General features: G+C 55.7%; 19 protein-coding genes and 1 other RNA gene. 6 read left to right on the forward strand and 14 right to left on the reverse strand.

What is annotated here, in order from left to right:
- Window positions 1-83: 83 nt before the first annotated feature.
- On the reverse strand, window positions 84-947 hold the full coding sequence (locus EBB79_RS17875; protein ID WP_127750185.1) for a LysR family transcriptional regulator: 864 nt from the start codon (window positions 945-947) through the stop codon (window positions 84-86).
- Window positions 948-1,047: 100 nt separating this feature from the next.
- On the opposite strand from EBB79_RS17875, the gene EBB79_RS17880 reads away from it, so the two are divergent.
- Window positions 1,048-1,233 carry a hypothetical protein gene (locus EBB79_RS17880; RefSeq protein WP_127750186.1) on the forward strand — a complete coding sequence of 62 codons (186 nt, stop codon included), beginning with the start codon at window positions 1,048-1,050 and terminating at the stop codon, window positions 1,231-1,233.
- A 190-nt stretch (window positions 1,234-1,423) separates the two neighbouring features.
- On the opposite strand, the gene EBB79_RS24500 is transcribed toward EBB79_RS17880, so the two are convergent.
- The 5 genes from EBB79_RS24500 to ccoN are packed head-to-tail and all read right to left on the reverse strand — an operon-like array spanning window position 1,424 to window position 5,066.
- Window positions 1,424-1,585: a hypothetical protein gene (locus tag EBB79_RS24500; RefSeq protein WP_164860843.1), complete on the reverse strand. Its 162-nt coding sequence runs from the start codon at window positions 1,583-1,585 to the stop codon at window positions 1,424-1,426.
- A 28-nt stretch (window positions 1,586-1,613) separates the two neighbouring features.
- Window positions 1,614-2,492 (reverse strand): cytochrome-c oxidase, cbb3-type subunit III, encoded by an 879-nt coding sequence (ccoP, locus tag EBB79_RS17885; RefSeq protein WP_127750187.1) that lies wholly within the window; start codon window positions 2,490-2,492, stop codon window positions 1,614-1,616.
- Window positions 2,489-2,701, reverse strand: coding sequence for a cbb3-type cytochrome c oxidase subunit 3 (locus EBB79_RS17890; RefSeq protein WP_127750188.1), 213 nt, complete (start codon window positions 2,699-2,701; stop codon window positions 2,489-2,491). Before EBB79_RS17890 ends, ccoP begins: the two co-directional genes overlap by 4 nt.
- 11 nt (window positions 2,702-2,712) lie before the next feature.
- Window positions 2,713-3,441, reverse strand: coding sequence for a cytochrome-c oxidase, cbb3-type subunit II (gene ccoO / locus EBB79_RS17895; protein ID WP_127750189.1), 729 nt, complete (start codon window positions 3,439-3,441; stop codon window positions 2,713-2,715).
- Window positions 3,442-3,455: 14 nt separating this feature from the next.
- Complete coding sequence (gene ccoN, locus EBB79_RS17900) at window positions 3,456-5,066, reverse strand: cytochrome-c oxidase, cbb3-type subunit I (RefSeq protein ID WP_127750190.1); 1,611 nt, start codon at window positions 5,064-5,066, stop codon at window positions 3,456-3,458.
- Between the two features lie 196 nt (window positions 5,067-5,262).
- Here ccoN and EBB79_RS17905 point away from each other — a divergent pair, with 196 nt between their 5' ends.
- Window positions 5,263-6,102 (forward strand): universal stress protein, encoded by an 840-nt coding sequence (locus EBB79_RS17905; RefSeq protein WP_127750191.1) that lies wholly within the window; start codon window positions 5,263-5,265, stop codon window positions 6,100-6,102.
- 50 nt (window positions 6,103-6,152) lie between these two features.
- Here EBB79_RS17905 and fnrL read toward each other — a convergent pair whose 3' ends face one another.
- A complete protein-coding gene (fnrL, locus tag EBB79_RS17910) occupies window positions 6,153-6,893 on the reverse strand; it encodes a transcriptional regulator FnrL (protein ID WP_127750192.1) in 741 nt (246 codons plus the stop codon).
- A gap of 61 nt (window positions 6,894-6,954) precedes the next feature.
- Between fnrL and hemN the strand changes: the two genes are divergently transcribed.
- Complete coding sequence (gene hemN / locus EBB79_RS17915; protein WP_127750193.1) at window positions 6,955-8,313, forward strand: oxygen-independent coproporphyrinogen III oxidase; 1,359 nt, start codon at window positions 6,955-6,957, stop codon at window positions 8,311-8,313.
- A 51-nt stretch (window positions 8,314-8,364) separates the two neighbouring features.
- On the opposite strand, the gene EBB79_RS17920 is transcribed toward hemN, so the two are convergent.
- From EBB79_RS17920 to EBB79_RS17940, 5 genes are all read right to left on the reverse strand, one after another.
- Complete coding sequence (locus EBB79_RS17920) at window positions 8,365-9,945, reverse strand: ABC transporter ATP-binding protein (RefSeq protein ID WP_127750194.1); 1,581 nt, start codon at window positions 9,943-9,945, stop codon at window positions 8,365-8,367.
- A complete protein-coding gene (locus tag EBB79_RS17925; RefSeq protein ID WP_127750195.1) occupies window positions 9,942-11,048 on the reverse strand; it encodes an ABC transporter permease in 1,107 nt (368 codons plus the stop codon). The genes EBB79_RS17920 and EBB79_RS17925 overlap by 4 nt, the downstream gene beginning before the upstream one ends.
- Before the next feature lie 3 nt (window positions 11,049-11,051).
- A complete protein-coding gene (locus tag EBB79_RS17930) occupies window positions 11,052-12,137 on the reverse strand; it encodes a microcin C ABC transporter permease YejB (RefSeq protein WP_127750196.1) in 1,086 nt (361 codons plus the stop codon).
- Between the two features lie 9 nt (window positions 12,138-12,146).
- Entirely contained in the window at window positions 12,147-14,060 is a 1,914-nt protein-coding gene (locus tag EBB79_RS17935) for an extracellular solute-binding protein (protein ID WP_127750197.1), read from the reverse strand.
- 328 nt (window positions 14,061-14,388) lie between these two features.
- Window positions 14,389-14,895, reverse strand: a complete 507-nt coding sequence (locus tag EBB79_RS17940; RefSeq protein ID WP_127750198.1) for a c-type cytochrome — start codon at window positions 14,893-14,895, stop codon at window positions 14,389-14,391.
- 119 nt (window positions 14,896-15,014) lie between these two features.
- On the opposite strand from EBB79_RS17940, the gene EBB79_RS17945 reads away from it, so the two are divergent.
- Entirely contained in the window at window positions 15,015-15,848 is an 834-nt protein-coding gene (locus EBB79_RS17945) for a prephenate dehydratase (RefSeq protein ID WP_127750199.1), read from the forward strand.
- Window positions 15,849-15,897: 49 nt separating this feature from the next.
- On the opposite strand, the gene EBB79_RS17950 is transcribed toward EBB79_RS17945, so the two are convergent.
- The gene (locus EBB79_RS17950) at window positions 15,898-16,365 is read right to left on the reverse strand and encodes an SRPBCC family protein (RefSeq protein ID WP_127750200.1); all 468 of its coding nucleotides are present in this window, start codon (window positions 16,363-16,365) and stop codon (window positions 15,898-15,900) included.
- 59 nt (window positions 16,366-16,424) lie between these two features.
- On the reverse strand, window positions 16,425-17,408 hold the full coding sequence (gene nudC / locus EBB79_RS17955; RefSeq protein ID WP_127750201.1) for an NAD(+) diphosphatase: 984 nt from the start codon (window positions 17,406-17,408) through the stop codon (window positions 16,425-16,427).
- A gap of 277 nt (window positions 17,409-17,685) precedes the next feature.
- Here nudC and EBB79_RS17960 point away from each other — a divergent pair, with 277 nt between their 5' ends.
- Window positions 17,686-19,584 (forward strand): 5'-nucleotidase C-terminal domain-containing protein, encoded by a 1,899-nt coding sequence (locus EBB79_RS17960; protein WP_127750202.1) that lies wholly within the window; start codon window positions 17,686-17,688, stop codon window positions 19,582-19,584.
- Window positions 19,585-19,636: 52 nt separating this feature from the next.
- An RNA gene (gene ffs / locus EBB79_RS17965) (signal recognition particle sRNA small type) lies at window positions 19,637-19,735 on the forward strand.
- The last annotated feature ends 156 nt before the right edge of the window (window positions 19,736-19,891 follow it).

Here is a 19,891-nt window from a genome sequence, read left to right on the forward strand (position 1 = left end):
CAGAAGACCAACAGGTCAACTTTGATATGGATCAAAAGCGCATCGGCAAAACATGTTTATAATCCACATTGTTGCATCCTACATTATTGTCGGCGTAGCCATTGAACAAACTGTCGCGCTGCAGGACGTAAGACACCGGGCCGCGTAACGATGTGATAACCACGGGTGTCAGTCTCGCAGAACAATTCGACAAGACGTCCGGATTTCAGATCGTCTTCGACAAAGTGGCGCACCATCACCACCACACCTTGCCCGGCCCGCACCCCATCCAGCACTAGGTTTCCCGGCACCTGTACACGGCTTGCCACTTTGGAAGACTGCACCCCATAAGACGCAAGCCAATTAGAAACTTCGGTCCTGCCCAGCTCTTCCAACCAAGGATAATTCACCAATTCCGCTGGGGTGATTTTCCCTTTTGTCTTTAGCAGCCCAGGTGCTGCAACGATGACAATCGGCGACGCAAGCAACATTTCGACCTCAAGCCCGGGCCAGTCCCCTTGGCCATACCGAATGGCCACATCAATTCCACCGGGCTTCAGGGTCACCAGAGTGGGCGATGGGTCCAGCATCAGATTAATCTCCGGATGCAATGCACGAAACCCCGGCAGACGCGGCATCAACCAAGACGCCGCAAAAGACGAAGTGCAGGATATATGCAGGGGGCGGTCGGCATCGGCGCCTTTCAAATCCTGAACCGCGGCCCCTATAGCGCCAAACCCCAGATCCAAAGCACGGGCCAACTGGTCGCCCTCGGCGGTCAGGGACAGGGCACGCCCTGAGCGATCCAACAGCGATATGCCCAGATGGGTCTCTAACCCACGAAGATGCTGGCTTATAGCCGCATGGCTTACATTAAGCGCCGCGCCGGCAAGCGTGACATTTCCAGTCTGAGAAAAGGCAGCAAAGGCCCTGAGTGATGCCAATGGAGGAAGGTCACGCCAATTCATATGTAATCACACCTTACACAACAACATCCATATTGAGTCGCATTTTGCGTCCTGATTGGCAACAGTGATCCCAGAACCAACCGCATCGGAGGATATTTAGATGCTCACAATCTACGCAAACGCCTTCAGGACTGCTACTCGCATGGGGCCAACCAACACTGTCGACGCAGCCGCCGTGGACAAACCGTCAAAGTCCCGCTGGCTGCCAAGTGGCCATTGGTGGGTGCAACAGGATCAGGGCACTTCGCGGTCCGATCACCAGTATGGCTACAAGGCCCGTCAATAGTCAGCGTTCTTTAGCTTGACTATGGGATTGGTAAAAAAGCGTCGGCGTTCCAGGAAACGCGCGAACAGATCGGAACACCGACGCTTTGCCCCACTCCACCTGCATATATGCACACGAAGGGGAATTTCCGGCACTCATCACTCCGCTATCAGTTTGCGAACCGTTGGGTGCCACTAGACGTCTTAAACCATCAAATGGTCACACCCTGTTTGATCCCGATCAACATCCGGTCAGAAATTACACCCAAGACGCGGATTTCCCCATATTGACGCATGCCGGATCTGAACGGGGCACAGGGGTGAAACGCAAAACGCAGCACCCTAAGGCGCTGCGCTTCTTGGGTGCCCGGCACAGCCGGACGCCCAAATCAAAGGCAGTGTTTACTCGCCGCCGCCCAATTGGTGGACATAAGCGGTAACTGCACGGATCTGCCATTCGGTCAGGCGCGTGTTCCAGGCTGGCATCACGCCATAGCGGGAGTTGTTGACCGTATCCGACAGTGCTTCGTAGTCACCTCCATACAGCCAGATCGCATCCGCCAAATTCGGCGCACCCTGCTCACGGTCGCCTGTGCCGTCTTCGGCATGGCACGATGAACAGTTATCTTCAAAGACAACTGCGCCCTCCGCCACTTTAGAGGCATCCTGCGCGTCGCCGGACAGTGACATGACAAAGTTCACGACCTGATCGATTTCTTCCTTTTCCAACAGCTCGTCGCGACCAAAAGCCGGCATCTCAGAATAGCGGGCATCATCGCTGTCTTCGTTGCGAATACCGTGGGTAATGGTGGTGTGGATTGCCTCCATGTCACCGCCCCACAGCCAATCGTCGTCCAGCAGGTTCGGATAGCCCGAGCCCATCCGGATACCATCGGCACCCGAGCCGTGGCACTGGGCGCACCAGGTGGCGAACACCGCTTTGCCTGCCGAAGAGGCATAGGTGTTCAGCTCTGCATCACCCGAAATTGCTGTCAGATCAACCGAGGCCAGCTTGGCATTGATGGCGGCGTTGCCCTCTTCCACTGCGGCGATTTCATTTGCCACATCGGCGCGGGTTGACCAGCCAAGCACACCTGTCGTTGCCTGATTGATCATCGGCCAGGCTGGATAGGCGATGGTATAGCCGATGCCCCAGATGATGGTCAGATAGAGCGACCACAACCACCAGCGTGGCATCGGGTTGTCAAACTCTTCGATCCCGTCCCAGACGTGACCGGTGGTGTTAGGATCGCCCTCAAACTTCTTCGATTTTTTGGTCATGTCCTCGCCTCCTTGGATGCGGCGGGTTGGTCGGCGCCCCTATCGGGCGCAGGTGCGTCAACGTGGCGAAACGGAATGTCGGCTACGTCTTGATAGATTTTGGTACTGCCGGGGCGAAACGCCCAGATGATGACAACGACAAAAACCACAAACAGGAACAACAACATCCAGCTGTCGGCGAATTCCCTAAGGAGAGTATAGATATCCATCTGTCCCCCCCCTAGCGGCTTGCGTCAGGCGTGAAGGTCGAGAAATCAACCAGCGTGCCCAACATCTGCAAATAAGCCACCAGCGCATCCATTTCGGTCAGTTCCGCCTGACCGTCAAAATTGCGCACGCTGACCTTGTCGCCGTAGCGTTCCAGCAAACCATCATAGTCGCTGTCGGGATCTGCCTGAGCCTTAAAGTCGGCCTGAGCACTGGCGATCATCTCGTCCGAGTAAGGCACACCTACCATGGCGTTTGTCGCGATAAGCTCGGCCACGTATTTGCCATCGATCACTGTATCCTCAAGAAAACTGTACTTGGGCATGACAGATTCCGGCACCACCGACTGCGGATCGCGCAGGTGGTCAACGTGCCAGTCATCCGAATAGCGACCACCAACCCGCGCCAGATCAGGACCCGTCCGTTTGGATCCCCACTGGTGTGGGTGGTCGTATTTAGACTCGGCCGCCAGCGAGTAGTGACCATAGCGTTCCACTTCGTCGCGCATAGGGCGGATCATCTGACTGTGGCAGGTGTAACACCCTTCGCGAACGTAGATATCCCGACCCGTTAGTTCCAGCGGAGTGTAGGGGCGCATGCCGTCTACATCTTCGATGGTGTTTTCCAGCCAGAACAGCGGCGCGATTTGCACCAGACCGCCGATGGACACGACCAGCAGGCTGCAAACCAGCAGTAGGGTCGCGTTGGTCTCGAGGACCTTGTGTTTGTCGAGAAATGACATTGTTTCAGTCCTCCTTATTCAGCTGGAACCGCGACGGTCAGGCTGGCCTCTTTGGCCGGTGCCCGACGAACGGTCATCCAAAGGTTGTAACACATGACGATCGCACCCGAGAGGAACAGAAGCCCACCAAAACCACGCACGATGTTCATGGGCTGTTTGGCCGCGACAGTGTCTGCAAATGAGTTCACCAGGAAGCCATTGGCATCTACTTCACGCCACATCAGGCCTTCCATGATACCGGTGACCCACATCGACGCCGCGTAGAGAACGATACCGATGGTGGCGAGCCAGAAGTGGTAGGAGACCAGCTTCAACGAGTACAGACGCTCCCGCTTCCACAGCACTGGCACCAGATAATACAGCGCCCCAAAGGTGATCATGCCGTTCCAACCAAGCGCACCAGAATGCACGTGGCCAATGGTCCAGTCAGTGTAGTGGCTCAGCGCGTTGACGGCGCGGATCGACATCATCGGGCCCTCAAAGGTCGACATGCCGTAAAAGCCAAGCGAGATCACCATCATCCGGATCACCGGATCGGTCCGCAACTTGTCCCAGGCCCCGGACAGGGTCATCAACCCGTTGATCATGCCACCCCAGGACGGCATCCACAAAACAATCGAGAACACCATACCAAGGGTCGTCGCCCAGTCAGGCAGCGCGGTATAATGCAGGTGGTGCGGGCCAGCCCAGATATACAGAAAGATCAGCGCCCAGAAGTGGATGATTGACAACTTATAGCTGAACACCGGACGTTCGGCCTGTTTGGGAATGAAATAGTACATCATGCCCAGGAAACCGGCGGTCAGGAAGAAGCCAACGGCGTTGTGGCCGTACCACCATTGCACCATGGCATCCTGCACACCTGAAAACACCTGAACCGATTTGGAGCCCCAGATCGACACCGGGATCGACAGATTGTTGATCACATGCAGCATCGCGACAGTAATGATAAAGGCCAGGTAGAACCAGTTGGCGACATAAATGTGCGGCTCTTTGCGTTTGATCAACGTTCCCAGGAAGACCGCCAGATATGCCAGCCAGACAACGGTCAGCCAGATATCCACGTGCCATTCCGGCTCGGCATATTCTTTAGATTGGGTGGAGCCCAGCAAATAACCAGTGGCCGCCAGCACGATGAACAGCTGATAGCCCCAGAACACAAACCAGGCCAGATTGCCGCCCCACAGACGCGCAGCGCAGGTCCGCTGAACCACATAAAACGATGTCGCAATCAAGGCATTGCCACCAAAGGCGAAGATCACCGCCGACGTGTGCAACGGTCTCAGACGGCCAAAATTGGCATATCCTTCGGCCCAATCAAAGTTCAATACAGGAAAGGCGAGCTGAAACGCGATGAACACCCCAGCCAGGAAACCGACAACCCCCCAAAGGGCAGTGGCGATCACACCAGCGCGCACAACGCTGTCAAAATATTCATTTTCCACCGACCCAACCGCGACTTGCGGCTCGTCAGTGTTACGAAGAACGTGGATAAACAGCCCGGCTGCAACAACCATAATTATGATTGCATGCACCATATAAGCTACATCCCGCGCATAATTGGTCGCAAGCATCGCAAAAAGCACAACCAGACCAAGCGCTATAAGCTTGATATAATTAGACATACTATGTCCCTTTATCTTGCCCCGCGCGATTCTTTTGCCGCGCCAGACGGATTTAGACTGACCGCTTGATGCAAAATGAAAGGGCGCCGTGCTTTGATCTGCATCAAGACATACAATGATGATCTATGTGTAGCTCTCCTCAGAAAGCAATTCGTACGACCACATTTCGGTCACTTGCACTGCACATGAGGTAGAAATGTCCTATAAATCGTTGCTTACAGTCCTGACGTCGTCCAAGACCGCAAAAGCCCCGTTAACGCAACTCACAGCTCTGGCCGATCACTTTGGCGGCCACGCCGAGGCCCTATGCCTGGGCGTCGACCGCACTCAGACCGGATATTATTATGCGGGCGCCAACGCGATGGTGCTGCAGGAATCCCTGGCCCGTGCCAAAGAAGAAGCCTCCAACGTTCAAAGCCACGCCGAGTCAGAGTTGGGAAAATCCGGGGTCACCTGGTCGGCCGAATCGGGCGTGGCCCAAATTGCCGATCTCGGCCGCCATGTGGCACAACGCGCACGGTTCTCGGATCTGGTTGTTTTGGGCAAACCCTATGGCCGAGACCGTGACGTCGAAGCCGAGCCCATCGTCGAGGCCGCCTTGTTTGAGGGTCACGCGCCAGTGCTTGTGGTGCCCGATAAGGCCGATGTCGTAGCGCAGCCAAAGACGGTTATGGTGGCCTGGAATGAAAGCGTTGAAGCCTTGACCGCGATCCGCAAGGCTTTGCCGTTCCTAACCAAAGCAGAGCTGGTGCGGGTGGTGGTGATTGATCCCCCCCAGCACGGACCGGAACGGTCTGATCCGGGGGGAATGCTCAGCCAGATGCTGGCACGGCACGGGGCTGCTTGCGAGATTGACGTGCTCAGCAAATCCATGAGCCGGGTGTCCGACATCCTGAACCGCCATGCCGTCGACACCGGATCAGACATGATTGTAATGGGCGCCTATGGCCATTCACGGTTCCGCGAAGCCATTCTGGGCGGCGCCACACGCAATATGTTGGAACAGGCCATGGTGCCGGTTTTCATGGCTCACTGACGTCCGGTGTAGGGTGCGTGCTTGCACGCACCGCTACCCGGGAAAGTTCTCTAAACCAGATAACCACCATCACTGTCGTCGCCCGCTTCTTCCAGCAGGCGCCCCATATTGGGCACAGTAATATGACGTTTCCCCGTCAGAACGATCACACCATCGCGCTTTAGCGCAGACATTTGACGACTGACGGTTTCCAGGGTCAGTCCCAGATAATCGGCCATCGCCTCACGCGTCAGGGGCAGATCAAACACCACATTCTCACCAATGCTATTTGGCGTTAGCGAGGCCCCACGGCGCACAATAATTGATAGCAAACTGGCAATTTTCTCACGCGCCGTTTTGCGGCCCAGCACCAGCATCCATTCGCGCGCCGCGTCCAGCTCGTCCAGGGTCATTTCCAGCAACCGTTGCGCAATATGCGGGGTGCGCTCCATCAATTCCTCGAAAGGTTTCTTGCGAAAACAACACATCACAACATCTGTGGTCGCAACCACGTTATACGCCGCGCCATCACGTCCCGGGCGACCTACAAAATCGCTCGGCAACAACAGGCCAACCATCTGGGTTCGCCCGTCCTCCATTGTCTGCGTCAAGGTCGCAACGCCAGACACCACTGAGCTGACAAAACTCATTATGTCGCCGGACCAAATCACGGTCTGACCCGCCTCATAGGTACGGTAATATTTGATGGCATCCAGCTCCACCAATTCGTCGGCATTGCAACGTGCACAAACGGCGCGATGACGGATCGGGCAATTGTCGCAGTTGGATGAGGATATAGTCGGGGTATTCATCAGTCGTCCCAATTGATCTGGGTCAAAGTTAGTCCTGTTAGACTTCGTCTACATTACGCAAATGAAACAGCAATCACAATTGGCCAAGCTCGGTTTATTCGATGCCAAAGTGCCGCGTTACACCAGTTACCCGACCGCACCGCAATTCCGCAACGACGTTGATCCGGAACGCTTTTCTGCTTGGGTTTCAGAGATTAAGCCAAACAGCTCTATCTCCTTATACATTCACGTGCCGTTCTGCCGCAGGCTGTGTTGGTTTTGCGCCTGTCGCACCCAGGGCACCCAAAGCGATTCTCCAGTTCGCGCCTATCTTGAGGTTCTGAAGGCTGAAATCGCGATGCTGGGACGTATTCTGCCCGAAGGCGTCACCCTGTCACGCCTGCACTGGGGTGGCGGCACCCCCACCCTGCTGGCGCCCGACATGATGACCGATCTGGCCGGCGCCATTGCGGAAATTGCGCCTTTCGCACCAAATGCCGAATTCTCGGTTGAGATTGATCCCAACGAGATCGACGCGCCGCGTCTGGATGCGCTGGCTGCCGCCGGCATGAACCGCGCCTCCGTCGGGGTGCAGGATTTTGACCCCGAAATTCAACAGGCCATTGGGCGCATTCAAAGTTATGACGAGACCCGCGACGCCATCGACATGATCCGTGCGCGCGGCATCCACAGCCTGAACGCCGATATTCTGTATGGGTTGCCGCATCAAACCCAGGCCCGGATGACGGAAAGCGTCCAAAAACTACTGTCCCTTAACCCCGACCGGGTGGCTTTGTATGGCTATGCACATGTGCCTTGGGTCGCCAAGCGGCAACAGTTGATCCCCTCGGATGCTTTGCCAACACCAGAAGAGCGGTTGGAGTTGTATGAAACGGCCCGCAAGCTGTTCCTGTGGGATAAATATGCTGAAATCGGCATCGACCACTTTGCCACCCAGTCAGACGGTTTGACCGCAGCCGCTAACAGTGGCCAGCTTAAGCGCAATTTCCAGGGCTATACCGATGATCAGTCCGACGTCTTGATCGGCCTTGGTGCCTCGTCGATCTCGCGGTTTCCGCAGGGCTATGCCCAGAACGCATCTGCGACCTCGGTCCATACCAAGGCGATCCGCGAAGGATCTTTCTCGACCGCCCGCGGCCATACCTTTCAGGGAGAGGACAAACTGCGTGCCCGGCTGATCGAGGCGCTGATGTGTGACTTCCGGATCAAGTCGACCCAAATCATGGCTGACTTCGATATCTCGTCTGCGGCGCTGCAACAGATGTTCGCAGCAGTGGCCCAGCAATTTCCCGAGGCGCTGCAAATCCTGCCCGATGGGCTGTATATTCCTGAGCAGTACCGGCCACTGACGCGGATGATTGCCCGCGGATTTGATGCCTATGACAAGGTCAGTACCGCCAAGCATTCCTCGGCAATTTGATAAGGGACCTTTCGGTTCGCACCACATAGGCCCGGCGTCGCCGCCGGGCTTTTATCTGGCAGCCGCCAACAACGTGCGTGTGTATTCATGCCGCGGATTGACAAAGATGTCCTCGGCAGCCCCCGTCTCGACGATATCGCCCTGCTTCATCACCACCACTTTGTGCGACATCGCCCGCACCACGTTCAGATCGTGAGAGATAAACAGATAGGCTAGCCCATAGCGACGTTGCAAATCTCGTAGCAAATCAACGATCTGTACCTGCACCGTCATATCCAGCGCCGAAGTCGGCTCATCCAGAACAACCAGTTTGGGGCGCAACACCATAGCACGAGCGATTGCAATACGTTGGCGCTGACCACCCGAAAATTCATGCGGATAACGGTCCATCGCGACAGGGTCCAAGCCCACTTCGGTCATCACTTCAGCCACCAGATCACGCGGGTCGCGGTCCGGATCGATCTTGTGGATCGCCACGCCCTCGGCGATGATCTGAGCACAGGTCATCCGGGGAGACAGAGAGCCAAACGGATCCTGAAACACAATCTGCATATCCTTGCGCAGCTGTCGCAGGTCCTTGGTCGAGTATTTGCGCAGGTCGTCCCCGTGAAAGTTCACCCCTCCCTCCGAAGCGATCAAACGCATCACCGCCAGCGCCATTGTGGTCTTGCCCGATCCGCTTTCGCCGACAATGCCCAACGTCTCGCCGGCGCGCACGGCAATCGACGAGGGATTGACCGCCTTGATGTGGCCAACAGTCCGCTTCAACAAACCACGTTGGATTGGGAACCAAACTTTTAGCTCGTCGGTTCGGATCAATTCCTGCGCATTTTCGGGCACTGGGTCGGGATGGCCGGTCGGTTCAGCCGCCAGTAGCATCTGCGTATAAGGATGCTGCGGGTTATCGAAAATTTCAGCGGTGGGACCGGCTTCGACGATCTCGCCGTCTTTCATCACGCAGACCTTGTCGGCGATGCGGCGCACGATGTTCAGATCATGGGTAATGAACAACAGCCCCATACCTTCACTTGCCTTCAAGTCGGCCAGCAGGTCCAGGATTTGCGCCTGAATGGTCACATCCAATGCGGTTGTCGGCTCATCCGCGATCAGGACATCGGGTTTGTTGGCCAACGCCATGGCGATCATGATGCGCTGTCGCTGACCGCCGGACAATTGGTGCGGATAAGCGCCCAACCGGTCCTCGGCATCGCGGATACCAACCTTCGCCAAAAGCTCCAGGATTCGCGCCCGCGCAGCCGCACCAGCCAGTCCCTGATGCAGGGCCAGCGATTCCGCCAGCTGCTTTTCGATGGTGTGTAACGGGTTCAGCGAGGTCATCGGCTCTTGGAAGATAAAGCTGATATCGTTGCCCCGCACATCCATCAGCTGTTTTGCATCAGCGCCAATCATTTCCTGACCGTCGTATAAAACTGAACCTTCCACGATCGCGCTGTCGCCCAGCAAAGACACAGTGGACAGTGCGGTCACTGATTTGCCAGAACCGCTCTCACCCACCAGGGCGACGGTTTCGCCGCGATCTACGGTGAAGGACACACCCTTCACCGCCATTGATGTCTTACCGTCCTGCCGAAAAGAAACACGCAGGTCGTTCACTTGTAAAAGCGCGCTCATGAGAAGGTCTTTCGGGGATCAAATGCATCTCGTACGCCTTCAAAGATGAAGACCAGAAGCGATAGCATGATGGCAAAGGTGGTAAATGCGGTGAAGGCCAGCCAGGGGGCTTCGAGGTTCTGTTTCGCCTGCAACGTCAGCTCACCCAGCGACGGAGCCGAGGCCGGCAGTCCAAATCCCAGGAAATCCAGGCCGGCCAGTGAGCCAATCGTTCCTGTGATGATGAACGGCATAAAGGTCAGCGTCGCTACCATGGCATTGGGTAACATGTGACGGAACATGATGGTCAGGTTGCCCACCCCCAGCGCCTTGGCCGCGCGGACATATTCCAAATTGCGGGCTCGCAGGAATTCGGCACGTACCACGCCCACCAGCCCCATCCACCCGAACAGGATCATCAACCCGACCAGCAGCCAGAAGCTACGGCCAAGAATGGCAAACAGAATAATGATAACATAGAGCTGTGGCGTTCCAGACCAGATTTCGATGATTCGCTGGAACACCAGATCCGTCCAGCCACCAAAGTATCCCTGTATGGCACCAGCTATTATACCAATCACGCTGGATATGCCGGTAACGATCAAGGTGAAGACAATAGACAGCCGGAACCCATGGATCACCCGCGCCAATACATCGCGTTTGGTGTCATCGGTACCCAACCAGTTTTGCGCATTGGGTGGCAGAGGGGCAGCGCCAGGACGATCAACAGTTGTATTATAGGAGTACGGAATGAGCGGCCACAGGGTCCAGCCCTTGTCGAAACCTTCAGCCTGATAACTTCCTGCCGCTATCTGTTCGATGATGCCCTCAGGGTCGTCAAAACAGTCCTCAATACCACCGGAAACGATCAGACATTCGACCTCGGGATCGCGATAAATCGCCTCAGTCTGGAAATCGCCGCCAAAGGCCGTTTCGGGGTAGAATTTAAACACCGGTGCAAAAATCTCGCCCCGGTAGCTCACCAGGATCGGTTTTTCATTGGCGATGAATTCGGCAAACAGCGTCAAACCAAACAGGACCGAAAAGATGACCAATGACCAGAATGCGCGCGTGTTGCGGCGGAAGTTGCGCCAGCGGCGTTGGTTAAGCGGAGACATAGCCATCTGTTATCCCTCCCGCTTTTCAAAGTCGATGCGCGGATCAACCAGCACATACATCAGATCGGAAATGATCCCCACAACCAGCCCCAGAATCCCAAAGACAAACAGGGTTCCAAAGATCACTGGATAATCCCGCGCCACGGCGGCCTCAAACCCCAGACGCCCCAGGCCATCCAGCGAGAATATGGTTTCGATAATGATCGACCCGCCAAAGAACACGCTGACGAATACCGCGGGAAAACCAGCGATCACAATCAGCATCGCATTGCGGAACACATGGCCATACAACACCTTGCTTTCGCTCAGCCCTTTGGCCCGTGCGGTGATCACATATTGTTTCTTGATCTCATCCAGGAACGAGTTTTTGGTTAGCAGAGTCAGGGTCGCAAAGGCCGCCGTTGATGACGCCGCCACTGGCAGGGCAATGTGCCAAGCGTAATCCACGATTTTGCCATAGGTACTCAAGCTTTCCCAATTGTCAGAGGTCAGTCCGCGTAGCGGGAAGATCTGCCAGTATGACCCACCGGCAAACAGCACCAGCAGAACAATCGCAAACAAGAAACCGGGAATGGAGTAGGCCGCGATGATCGCGGCGCTGGTCCATGTGTCAAACCGGCTGCCATCATGGATGGCTTTGCGAATACCCAGAGGGATCGACACCAGATAGGCAATCAGCGTTGACCAGAGCCCCAGCGAAATCGACACCGGCATTTTCTCCAGCACCAGATCCAACACGCTGATCTTGCGGAAATAGCTCTCGCCGAAATCCAATCTGGCGTAGTTCCCCAGCATGATAAAGAACCGCTGCAACGGCGGTTTATCCAGGCCGAACTGCTCTTCCAGCTCTTTGATGAACTCATCCGGCAACCCACGTGCCCCGGCATAGCTGTCGGTCGAACTATCGCGCATAGTCTCGACGTCTGAGCCACCGCCGGCAAAGCCTTCGAAGACATCGCCGCCACCCTGCATTTCGGCAATGATCTGTTCCACGGGGCCGCCGGGGACAAATTGCACCAGGGCAAAGTTGATCACCATAATGCCCAACAAGGTGGGGATGATCAGCAAGAAACGGCGAAGAATATAGGCGGCCATGACGCGCGCCTACCGCAACGCGCCAGAGGAGACCAGCGCAGCGGCACGTCCCTCGTCGATCCACCACAGGTCGTCAAAACCCAGCGCATAGGGCGGCAAGTTTTCCGGGAACTTATACATATCCCAATAGGCCACCCAGTATTTGCCCAGATACCAGGTTGGCACCATGATCCGTTTAGACAGCAATACCCGGTCCAGTGCCCGCACATTGGCTTGCAGCTCGTCAGTGGTAGTGGCGCCAACGATATTATCGATCAGCGGTTCAATGTCTGGTCCATGCACGCCGGTTGGATTAAATAGTGAATAGGACGCTTCTTCTTCGCCATACATCTGGTACAGCCCGGTCGAGGGCTGCAATGAGCTGCGATACCCGTGCCGCATCATGTCAAAATCGCGGTCACGGCGCCGCGCGGTGAATTGGGCATTGTCGATCCGGTTATAGCGGGCGTCGATGCCCATGATCACCAGATTATCGACATAGGGCTGAATAATCCGGTCCAGCGTCGGCTGATCCGACAGAAACTCTATGCTTAGCGTTTCCCCATTGGCATTGCGACGGATGCCATCATCGCCAACGGGCCAGCCAGCGGCATCCAACAGTTTCATCGCCTTACGCAGATTGCGGCGATCATTCTGGCGTTTCGCACTGGACTCATGCGCGGTGATGGCTTCGGTGGTCAGGACGTTGGGATCCAGCGCATCTCCGAGAGATTGCAACACTTCCAGCTCACGCCCCTCGGGGAGGCCCGTCGCTTGCATGTCAGTGCCCTGCCAGAAGGAATGACGTTGCTGAAACAGCCCATATTGCAGGCTTTCATTGGTCCATTCAAAATTGAATCCCAACTGCAGTGCCGTGCGCACCCGAATGTCCTGAAATTGTGGTCGATCCAGATTGAACACAAAGCCGCTGGCGCCGGGTGGGTTCCCGTCAAAGAAGTCGCCCTTTATGACATTGCCCGCCTGCAACGCAGGAAAATCATAGGCTGTGGCCCAGTTTTTTGAATTATTTTCCTGACGCAAAGTGAACGCCCCAGACTTAAAACCCTCCATCGCGGCGACGGAATCGGTGAAATATTCAATGCGGATACTGTCATAGTTGTGACGGCCAATGTTGACGTTGATATTTTCGCCCCAGTAGTCCGGATTACGCTTATAAACCACACGCCGATTGATGTCATAGCTGTCCAGCATATAGGGACCAGATCCGATACCTGGATCCAATCGTGGCTCGTCCAACCGGCGGTTTTCCGGATCAGCCTCGAACCAGGCTTTGGAAAATACTGGTGTGCCGCCTACTTGGTTGATCATGCCCCGACGCGGAAAGTCAGGCGAAAAATAAAATTTGACCCGATGTGGACCCAGTGCTTCAGCCTTGGGGATGCGTTTGCGCACTGCTTCGGCGTAAGATTTAAGCCCCTGATCCAACAACAGGTTATGAGAGAATACCACGTCGTCAGCTGTCACCGGCGACCCATCAGAAAAGACCGCCTCGGGGCGCATGTTGAAGATGACCCAGTCCTGACTTTCGGGATATTCAAGACTTTCTGCGATCAGCCCATAGGCCGATCCTGGTTCGTCATAGGAATCTGTTAGCAGGGATTCAAAATGATCAGTCGAACGCAGCGCACCGCGACCCTTGCGGGTGTAGGGGTTAAAACTGTCAAATGTCCCCTGCGCCCCATATGACAGCTCGCCGCCGCGCGGTGCATCGGGGTTAACATAGTCAAAATGGTCAAACCCGGCTGGGTATTTTAGATCACCAAACTCAGAAAATCCGTGACTGGTGATGATCTTTTCTTCAGCGCGCGCCAAGGTGGCAAACCCCAACGCCAGTATCAGCCCCATTGCCAGAACACCTAAGGCGTGTAGACCAATTTTGCGATCAATCACGCGGCTATCTGCGACGTTACGGGGTCTACTCATTTGCCAATCCTTCCATGCCTGACTCACATTCGGTCAGTTGTGCGTCTCCAAGCTAATGGCCCAGAGTAGTAACATTCAAGTTGAGATATCGTGATTTTCGCGCGCATTGGTGGCATTTACACATTCAATGCCCCTTTCGGCGGACAAAATTGAATAGCGCCAAAACGTAATTCGGGCACTGCGCAACACATGATAGCATGGCAACAGAGTTATTCAAACAAAGCGTCCAAATCAGTGGCGATTTTGCGCGGGCAGCTCAACTTATGGCACAACAACGAAAAAGGCCGCTGCACTGGCAGCGGCCTTTTCAACTCTCAACCCGTTCGGATCAATCGTCCAGGCTATCCAGATAAGCGATCAGGTTGACCCGGTCGCTTTGCTTCTTCAGACCCGGAAAGGTCATTGTAGTGCCGGCAACCATACTCTTCGGCTTGGTGAGGAATTCATCCAAGCGCTCAGCTGTCCAATCGCCACCTAAGTTGGACATCCCGTCCGAATAGCCACCGAATTCGGCAGCCGCGCCAACCGCACGGCCTACGACGCCGTACAGATACGGACCATTGCTGTTTCTGCCGTCTTCCACTTTGTGGCAGTTCGAACATTTCTTGAAGACTTTGGCCCCTTTTTCAACGTCAGCTGCGGCCATCAACTCTTCAAAGTTAACTTCAGCTACTTCTTCCTGCCCTTCGGCCTCTTCCACTTCGATCACATAAGAAGCCTCACCATGAGTCTCCGTGTGATAAATTCCTTCAGCTGCCCATTTGCCCAAAAGGAGAACCAGCAACGTACCGCACAATGCTGCGGCCGCTTTGGTAATGGTCATCGTGTCAAACATGATCGCGCATCCATTTCATATAACTGAAGCGGTGTCTAAGGCTTCCCCTGCCAACTGGCAAGGTATAGACAGTGCGGTGAAATGCCCATTATTAGATATTTTGCACGGAAATCACACAAATGACCGGGAAAATTGCCATCCAGGGAGAGCTTGGCTCTTACAGTCACGAGGCCTGCCGCAATGCGCGACCGGGATTAGAGGTCCTGCCCTGCCGCACCTTTGAAGACGCCATCGATGCGGTGCGCAGCGGCACTGCGCAACAAGCAATGTTACCGGTTGAAAACTCGACTTATGGTCGGGTCGCCGACATCCATCGATTGCTGCCGCACAGTGGCCTGCATATCGTAGACGAGGCCTTTGTGAGGGTTCACATCAACCTGTTGGCGGTCCCTGGCGCGACACTGGCCGACATCCAGGAAGCCCATTCTCATCTGGTGCTGTTGCCGCAATGTGCGACATTTTTACGCGAGCACCAAATTCGCGGTCGGGTCAGCCCCGACAACGCCCGTGCCGCCCGTGAGGTTGCCGAACGTGCCGATATCCAGCATGCCGCCCTGGCCAGTGAATTGGCCGGCGAAATCTATGGTTTGAATGTCCTGGCGCGCCATATCGAGGACGAGGGAAACAACACCACTCGTTTTGTGATTATGTCCCCCGAACTCAACACCACGCGACGCGGCGCACACGGCATGATCACCAGTTTTGTGTTCCAGGTCCGCAACATTCCCGCAGCCCTGTACAAGGCGATGGGTGGCTTTGCGACCAATGGGGTCAACATGACCAAACTGGAAAGCTATATGGTTGACGGTTCATTCACAGCGACACAGTTTTACGCCGACATCGATGGCCATCCAGACGATGCAAATGTCAAACTCGCCCTGGACGAGCTCGCCTATTTCACAACCAACATTGAAATTCTCGGCGTCTTTCCCGCCGATAATGGCAGGTTCTGATCTTCCGCTGATATTGTAGGGTGCGTGTAAGCACGCTCCCTACAGGCATTCAGACCATCCGGCCCAGCCGCTCTTCTGTCGATTTGGCAAAATCGGCAACCCGGATTTTAAATCGTTTGTTCAGCTTACTCTTGGCCAGTTTCAAGGACTGAACCAACAGCCGCCCCGACAAGGTTTTTGGGGTTAGGTCCAGCGAGACCACCAACCGGGTACGTCGCGGTGACAACGCCATCAACTCGACTTTCATATCGCCCTCGATGCCACCACCATCAGCTGAAAGGCTCAGACCGGTCACCGGCTCGAATTCAGCTAAAACCAGATGAATATCACGAGACTTGCCGCGAAAAGAAAACTGCACATCCCATGCCAGGCCACTGGCAGGGGCCGCAACATCCCCCATTCTGTTCACTTCAATGCCACGACGGATGGCCGAGCGTTCAAAGCTCTCGAATTCACTCAGTACAGCGAAAACCTCGGCAATTGGGGCTTCAATATCTTCTTTGCTAACAAACTTCATTTTGTCCCCATTACGCGCTTATCCACACCGACCTATTGGATGCACCGCCATTACTCTCTTCAATCTAGCGTATCTGCAAGCCAGTTTTGCAACAAGAAATGCGCAATTGCACCTTTCCGAGCCGGCTTGATGCTAGGATGTTCGCCAGCAAACACTGTCATCATGTCTGCGCGGCTGACCCATAGTGCGTCTTCAATCTCGGTGTGGTCAATGGCCAGCTCACGTCCCAAGGCGACCCCGGCGCAGCCAAACATCAGCGACATTGGGAAAGGCCAGGGCTGGCTTGACAGGTAGGTCACCGCACCAACTTTCACACCTGCCTCTTCCAGCACTTCCCGGCGCACTGCAGCTTCCAGCGTTTCACCGGGTTCGACAAATCCAGCCAGCAGCGAGTACATACCTTCGGGCCATCCTGGCGACCGCCCCATAAGAACTGAATCACCATGGGTGATCAGCATGATCACCACCGGATCGGTGCGTGGAAAATGAGAAGTATTGCAGGCGCCGCAATTGCGCTGCCAACCGGCCTGAGCGACCTGGCTGGGCTGACCACAGCGGGCACAAAACTGATGACTTTTGTGCCAGGACAGCACGGCATTGGCAGTCGCCGCCAGTTCCGCCTCCAGTGGCGTCAGAAAGGCCATCATCCTGCGTAGCTCGGTGAACACATGGCCGGCAGGCAAATTCGGGTGCTGTTGTTCGCTGGCATCCGCAAAACTGGCCAACATTGCCTGATCCAGCGCATCCGGCTGCCAGGTGCTGATGTCACAGGCAAACTGCGGCGCGCCAGTTGGGGCCAGGCCCAGAAAAATGGCGCTATCCCGTCGTGTATCCGCCAGCGGGTGATCCGTTGTGATCATCACCAATCGGTCCGGAGACGATCCGCGGCCGCTGCGCTCAGACAGTGGCTTGCCTTGCCAGATCAACAAAACCGAGGCCTTTGGGTCCGCCCAGGCCGCAGCCAGAGCCTCTGCATCGCCACGTAGATGCGCAGCCCGGTCCAGACCGCCGCCGCCAAAGGTTACCTGTTCTGCTCGCTTCACAATACGCTCCTTGCTTTCCGACAAAGTTTTCCGGCAAAATTCCGTGACATACAGCCTTGAGTTTACCGACTGGAAACACATCACTTGCATTTTTTGCAAGCAACTATTGCTACCGCACCTTGCAGGATGGCTTTTGGACTGCCACACATACAGCACAGAATACAAGTGTTTGACCCAGGGGCTGCCTCATGGTCTTTTTGGTTAAAGATGTATTTAAAATGTGACTGGGCAGACTCTCCAATCATTGTTTTCATCACAGCAAAGAAAACCGCGGCCAATGTGCGGACATGACAGGACAGGCGTCAGGCGCATCGAACACAGCACGTTGCCAAATTCCGAACGATCCGATCCGCTACACCAGGCCAACCTGCGTGTTCTGGCGACGACTGACCTGCATATGAACCTCTTGGGCTATGATTATTACGGCGACCGGACGGACCCCAGCATTGGCCTGTCACGTACTGCAACGCTGATTGCAAAAGCCCGTGTCGAGGCAATGCGTTTCGGGGCCGCCACGCTGCTGGTCGACAATGGCGATGCTGTGCAAGGCGCGCCCTTGGGTGATCAGCTTGATGCTTCGGCGGTCCACCCCTTAATGCGGGCCTTTCACGTCCTGAAATACGATGCCATTGGCTTGGGGAACCATGATTTTAACTTTGGTCTCAAGTCGCTTGAGCACATTCTGAGAGACGCCCCATGCCCCGTCATATGCTCAAACATGACGTCGGTGGCGCCTGAAACCCAACTTCCCTTCGTTGCCTCTACAATTCTGGAACGCCCAATTCCGGCGCACCCCGAAACGCCCGCTGTCCGGATTGGCCTGCTGTCTGTGCTACCAGAGCAAACCCTGCAATGGGATGCCCATCAACTAAAAGGCCGGGTCAAAGTTGAAAACATGGTGCAGGCCGCGCGCAGGACAAGCGCCGCCCTGCGTGCGGGTGGCTGCGACGTGATTATTGCTCTTGCCCATACTGGTATTGGGCATGCAACAGACTCGGAAGACTCAGAAAACGCATTGCAGCGCTTGGCTCTTATCGGTGACATCGACGCCCTGATCGGTGGTCATACGCATCTGCAGTTACCTGACCCTTCCAATCCCTTTTCCAAACCAGTGGTGATGCCCGGTGCATTTGGTTCACACCTTGGAGTGATTGATTTGCGACTGGTTCACGGTCCTGACGGCTGGACGGTAGACGGTTGGGACTGCAGTTTGCGCGCCATATCGCAGCGCACCAAAACCGGTAAGTTAAGACCGCAGGTCACCGAGGACGTCGCCCTGGTTCACGCACTCGCAAAGGACCACGCGGCCACTCTGAGCCGGACCAACGAACCGATTGGCCATTGCTCGCAGTCATTGCATTCCTTTTTCACGTTTATTGCCCCCGATCGATCGCTCACTTTAGTCGCCAGCGCGCAGGCGGCGGCGTTGCGACCGATGCTGGAGGGGACCCCGGAAAGCGAATTGCCGCTTCTTTCCGCTGTGTCGCCCTGCAAATTCGGAGCCCGCACAGGCCCCACCTATTACACTGATGTCGCCGCCGGCCCGCTGTGCCGTCGCCATGTCGCAGACTTGCATGTTTTTCCGAATCTTCTGAATGCCGTTACCCTTTCGGGTGCAATGGTGCTCAACTGGTTGGAAATGTCGGCGGGCCTGTTCCATCAGATTGCTTCCGGCTCTTGTGGAACTGAGCTGGTCAATCGTGACAGGGTTGGCCACAATTTTGATGTCATGTACGGGTTGGAATATGAAATTGACCTGTCCGTGCCTGCCCGCTTTCATGCTTCAGGAAATTTGGCAGATGGACAGACCCGCCGCATCCGCAATCCCCGCTGGAATGGGCAACAGATTGACCCCGACCAGCAGTTTGTCGTCGCAGTCAATAGCCACCGGGCTGTCGGTGGCGGCAATTTCACAATGGTGCCGCAAGCCAGACATCTCTCCCTGCCGATCCGATCAATACAGGATATTATCTACGACTATCTGAACGGCACTCTTGCAGCGGACCCTTTGGCAGCGGCGCCACCGCCTTGGCGGCTGGCAAGTCAGCCGGGGGCTCAGGTCCTTGCCTATACTGGCCCCGCGGCACGGCCTTACCTGGACGAGCTGTCGCATCTGAACCTCGCCGCGCCCAAAGTCACCTCTGATGGCTTCCTGCTGCTACAAATTCCGTTGTAACTCTGCGCTGGCACGGCTTGTCTTTCATCCCGTAGCCGCCTATATCGGGATTCGAGAGGTTGGCGCGGGCAAGCGCCTCGCCAACCTGGTCAGATCCGGAAGGAAGCAGCCACAACGAGCCCCGCTTGGGTCGATGTCCAGCCTCTCACCTTATTCGAAGCCTGCGCCGCAGGCCCACACCCTATCGGAGCATTGCTCCCACAGCCTGACCGGAGGGCCTGATGATTGTAGCAGTACCGACCCTTCAGGCAGCGCTCTCCTGATCTGGCCCACGGCCAACTCCCTGCCTGAACACCCCTCCTGTTGT

Source organism: Parasedimentitalea marina, from assembly GCF_004006175.1.
In the GTDB taxonomy this organism is placed as follows: Bacteria; Pseudomonadota; Alphaproteobacteria; order Rhodobacterales; family Rhodobacteraceae; genus Parasedimentitalea; species Parasedimentitalea marina.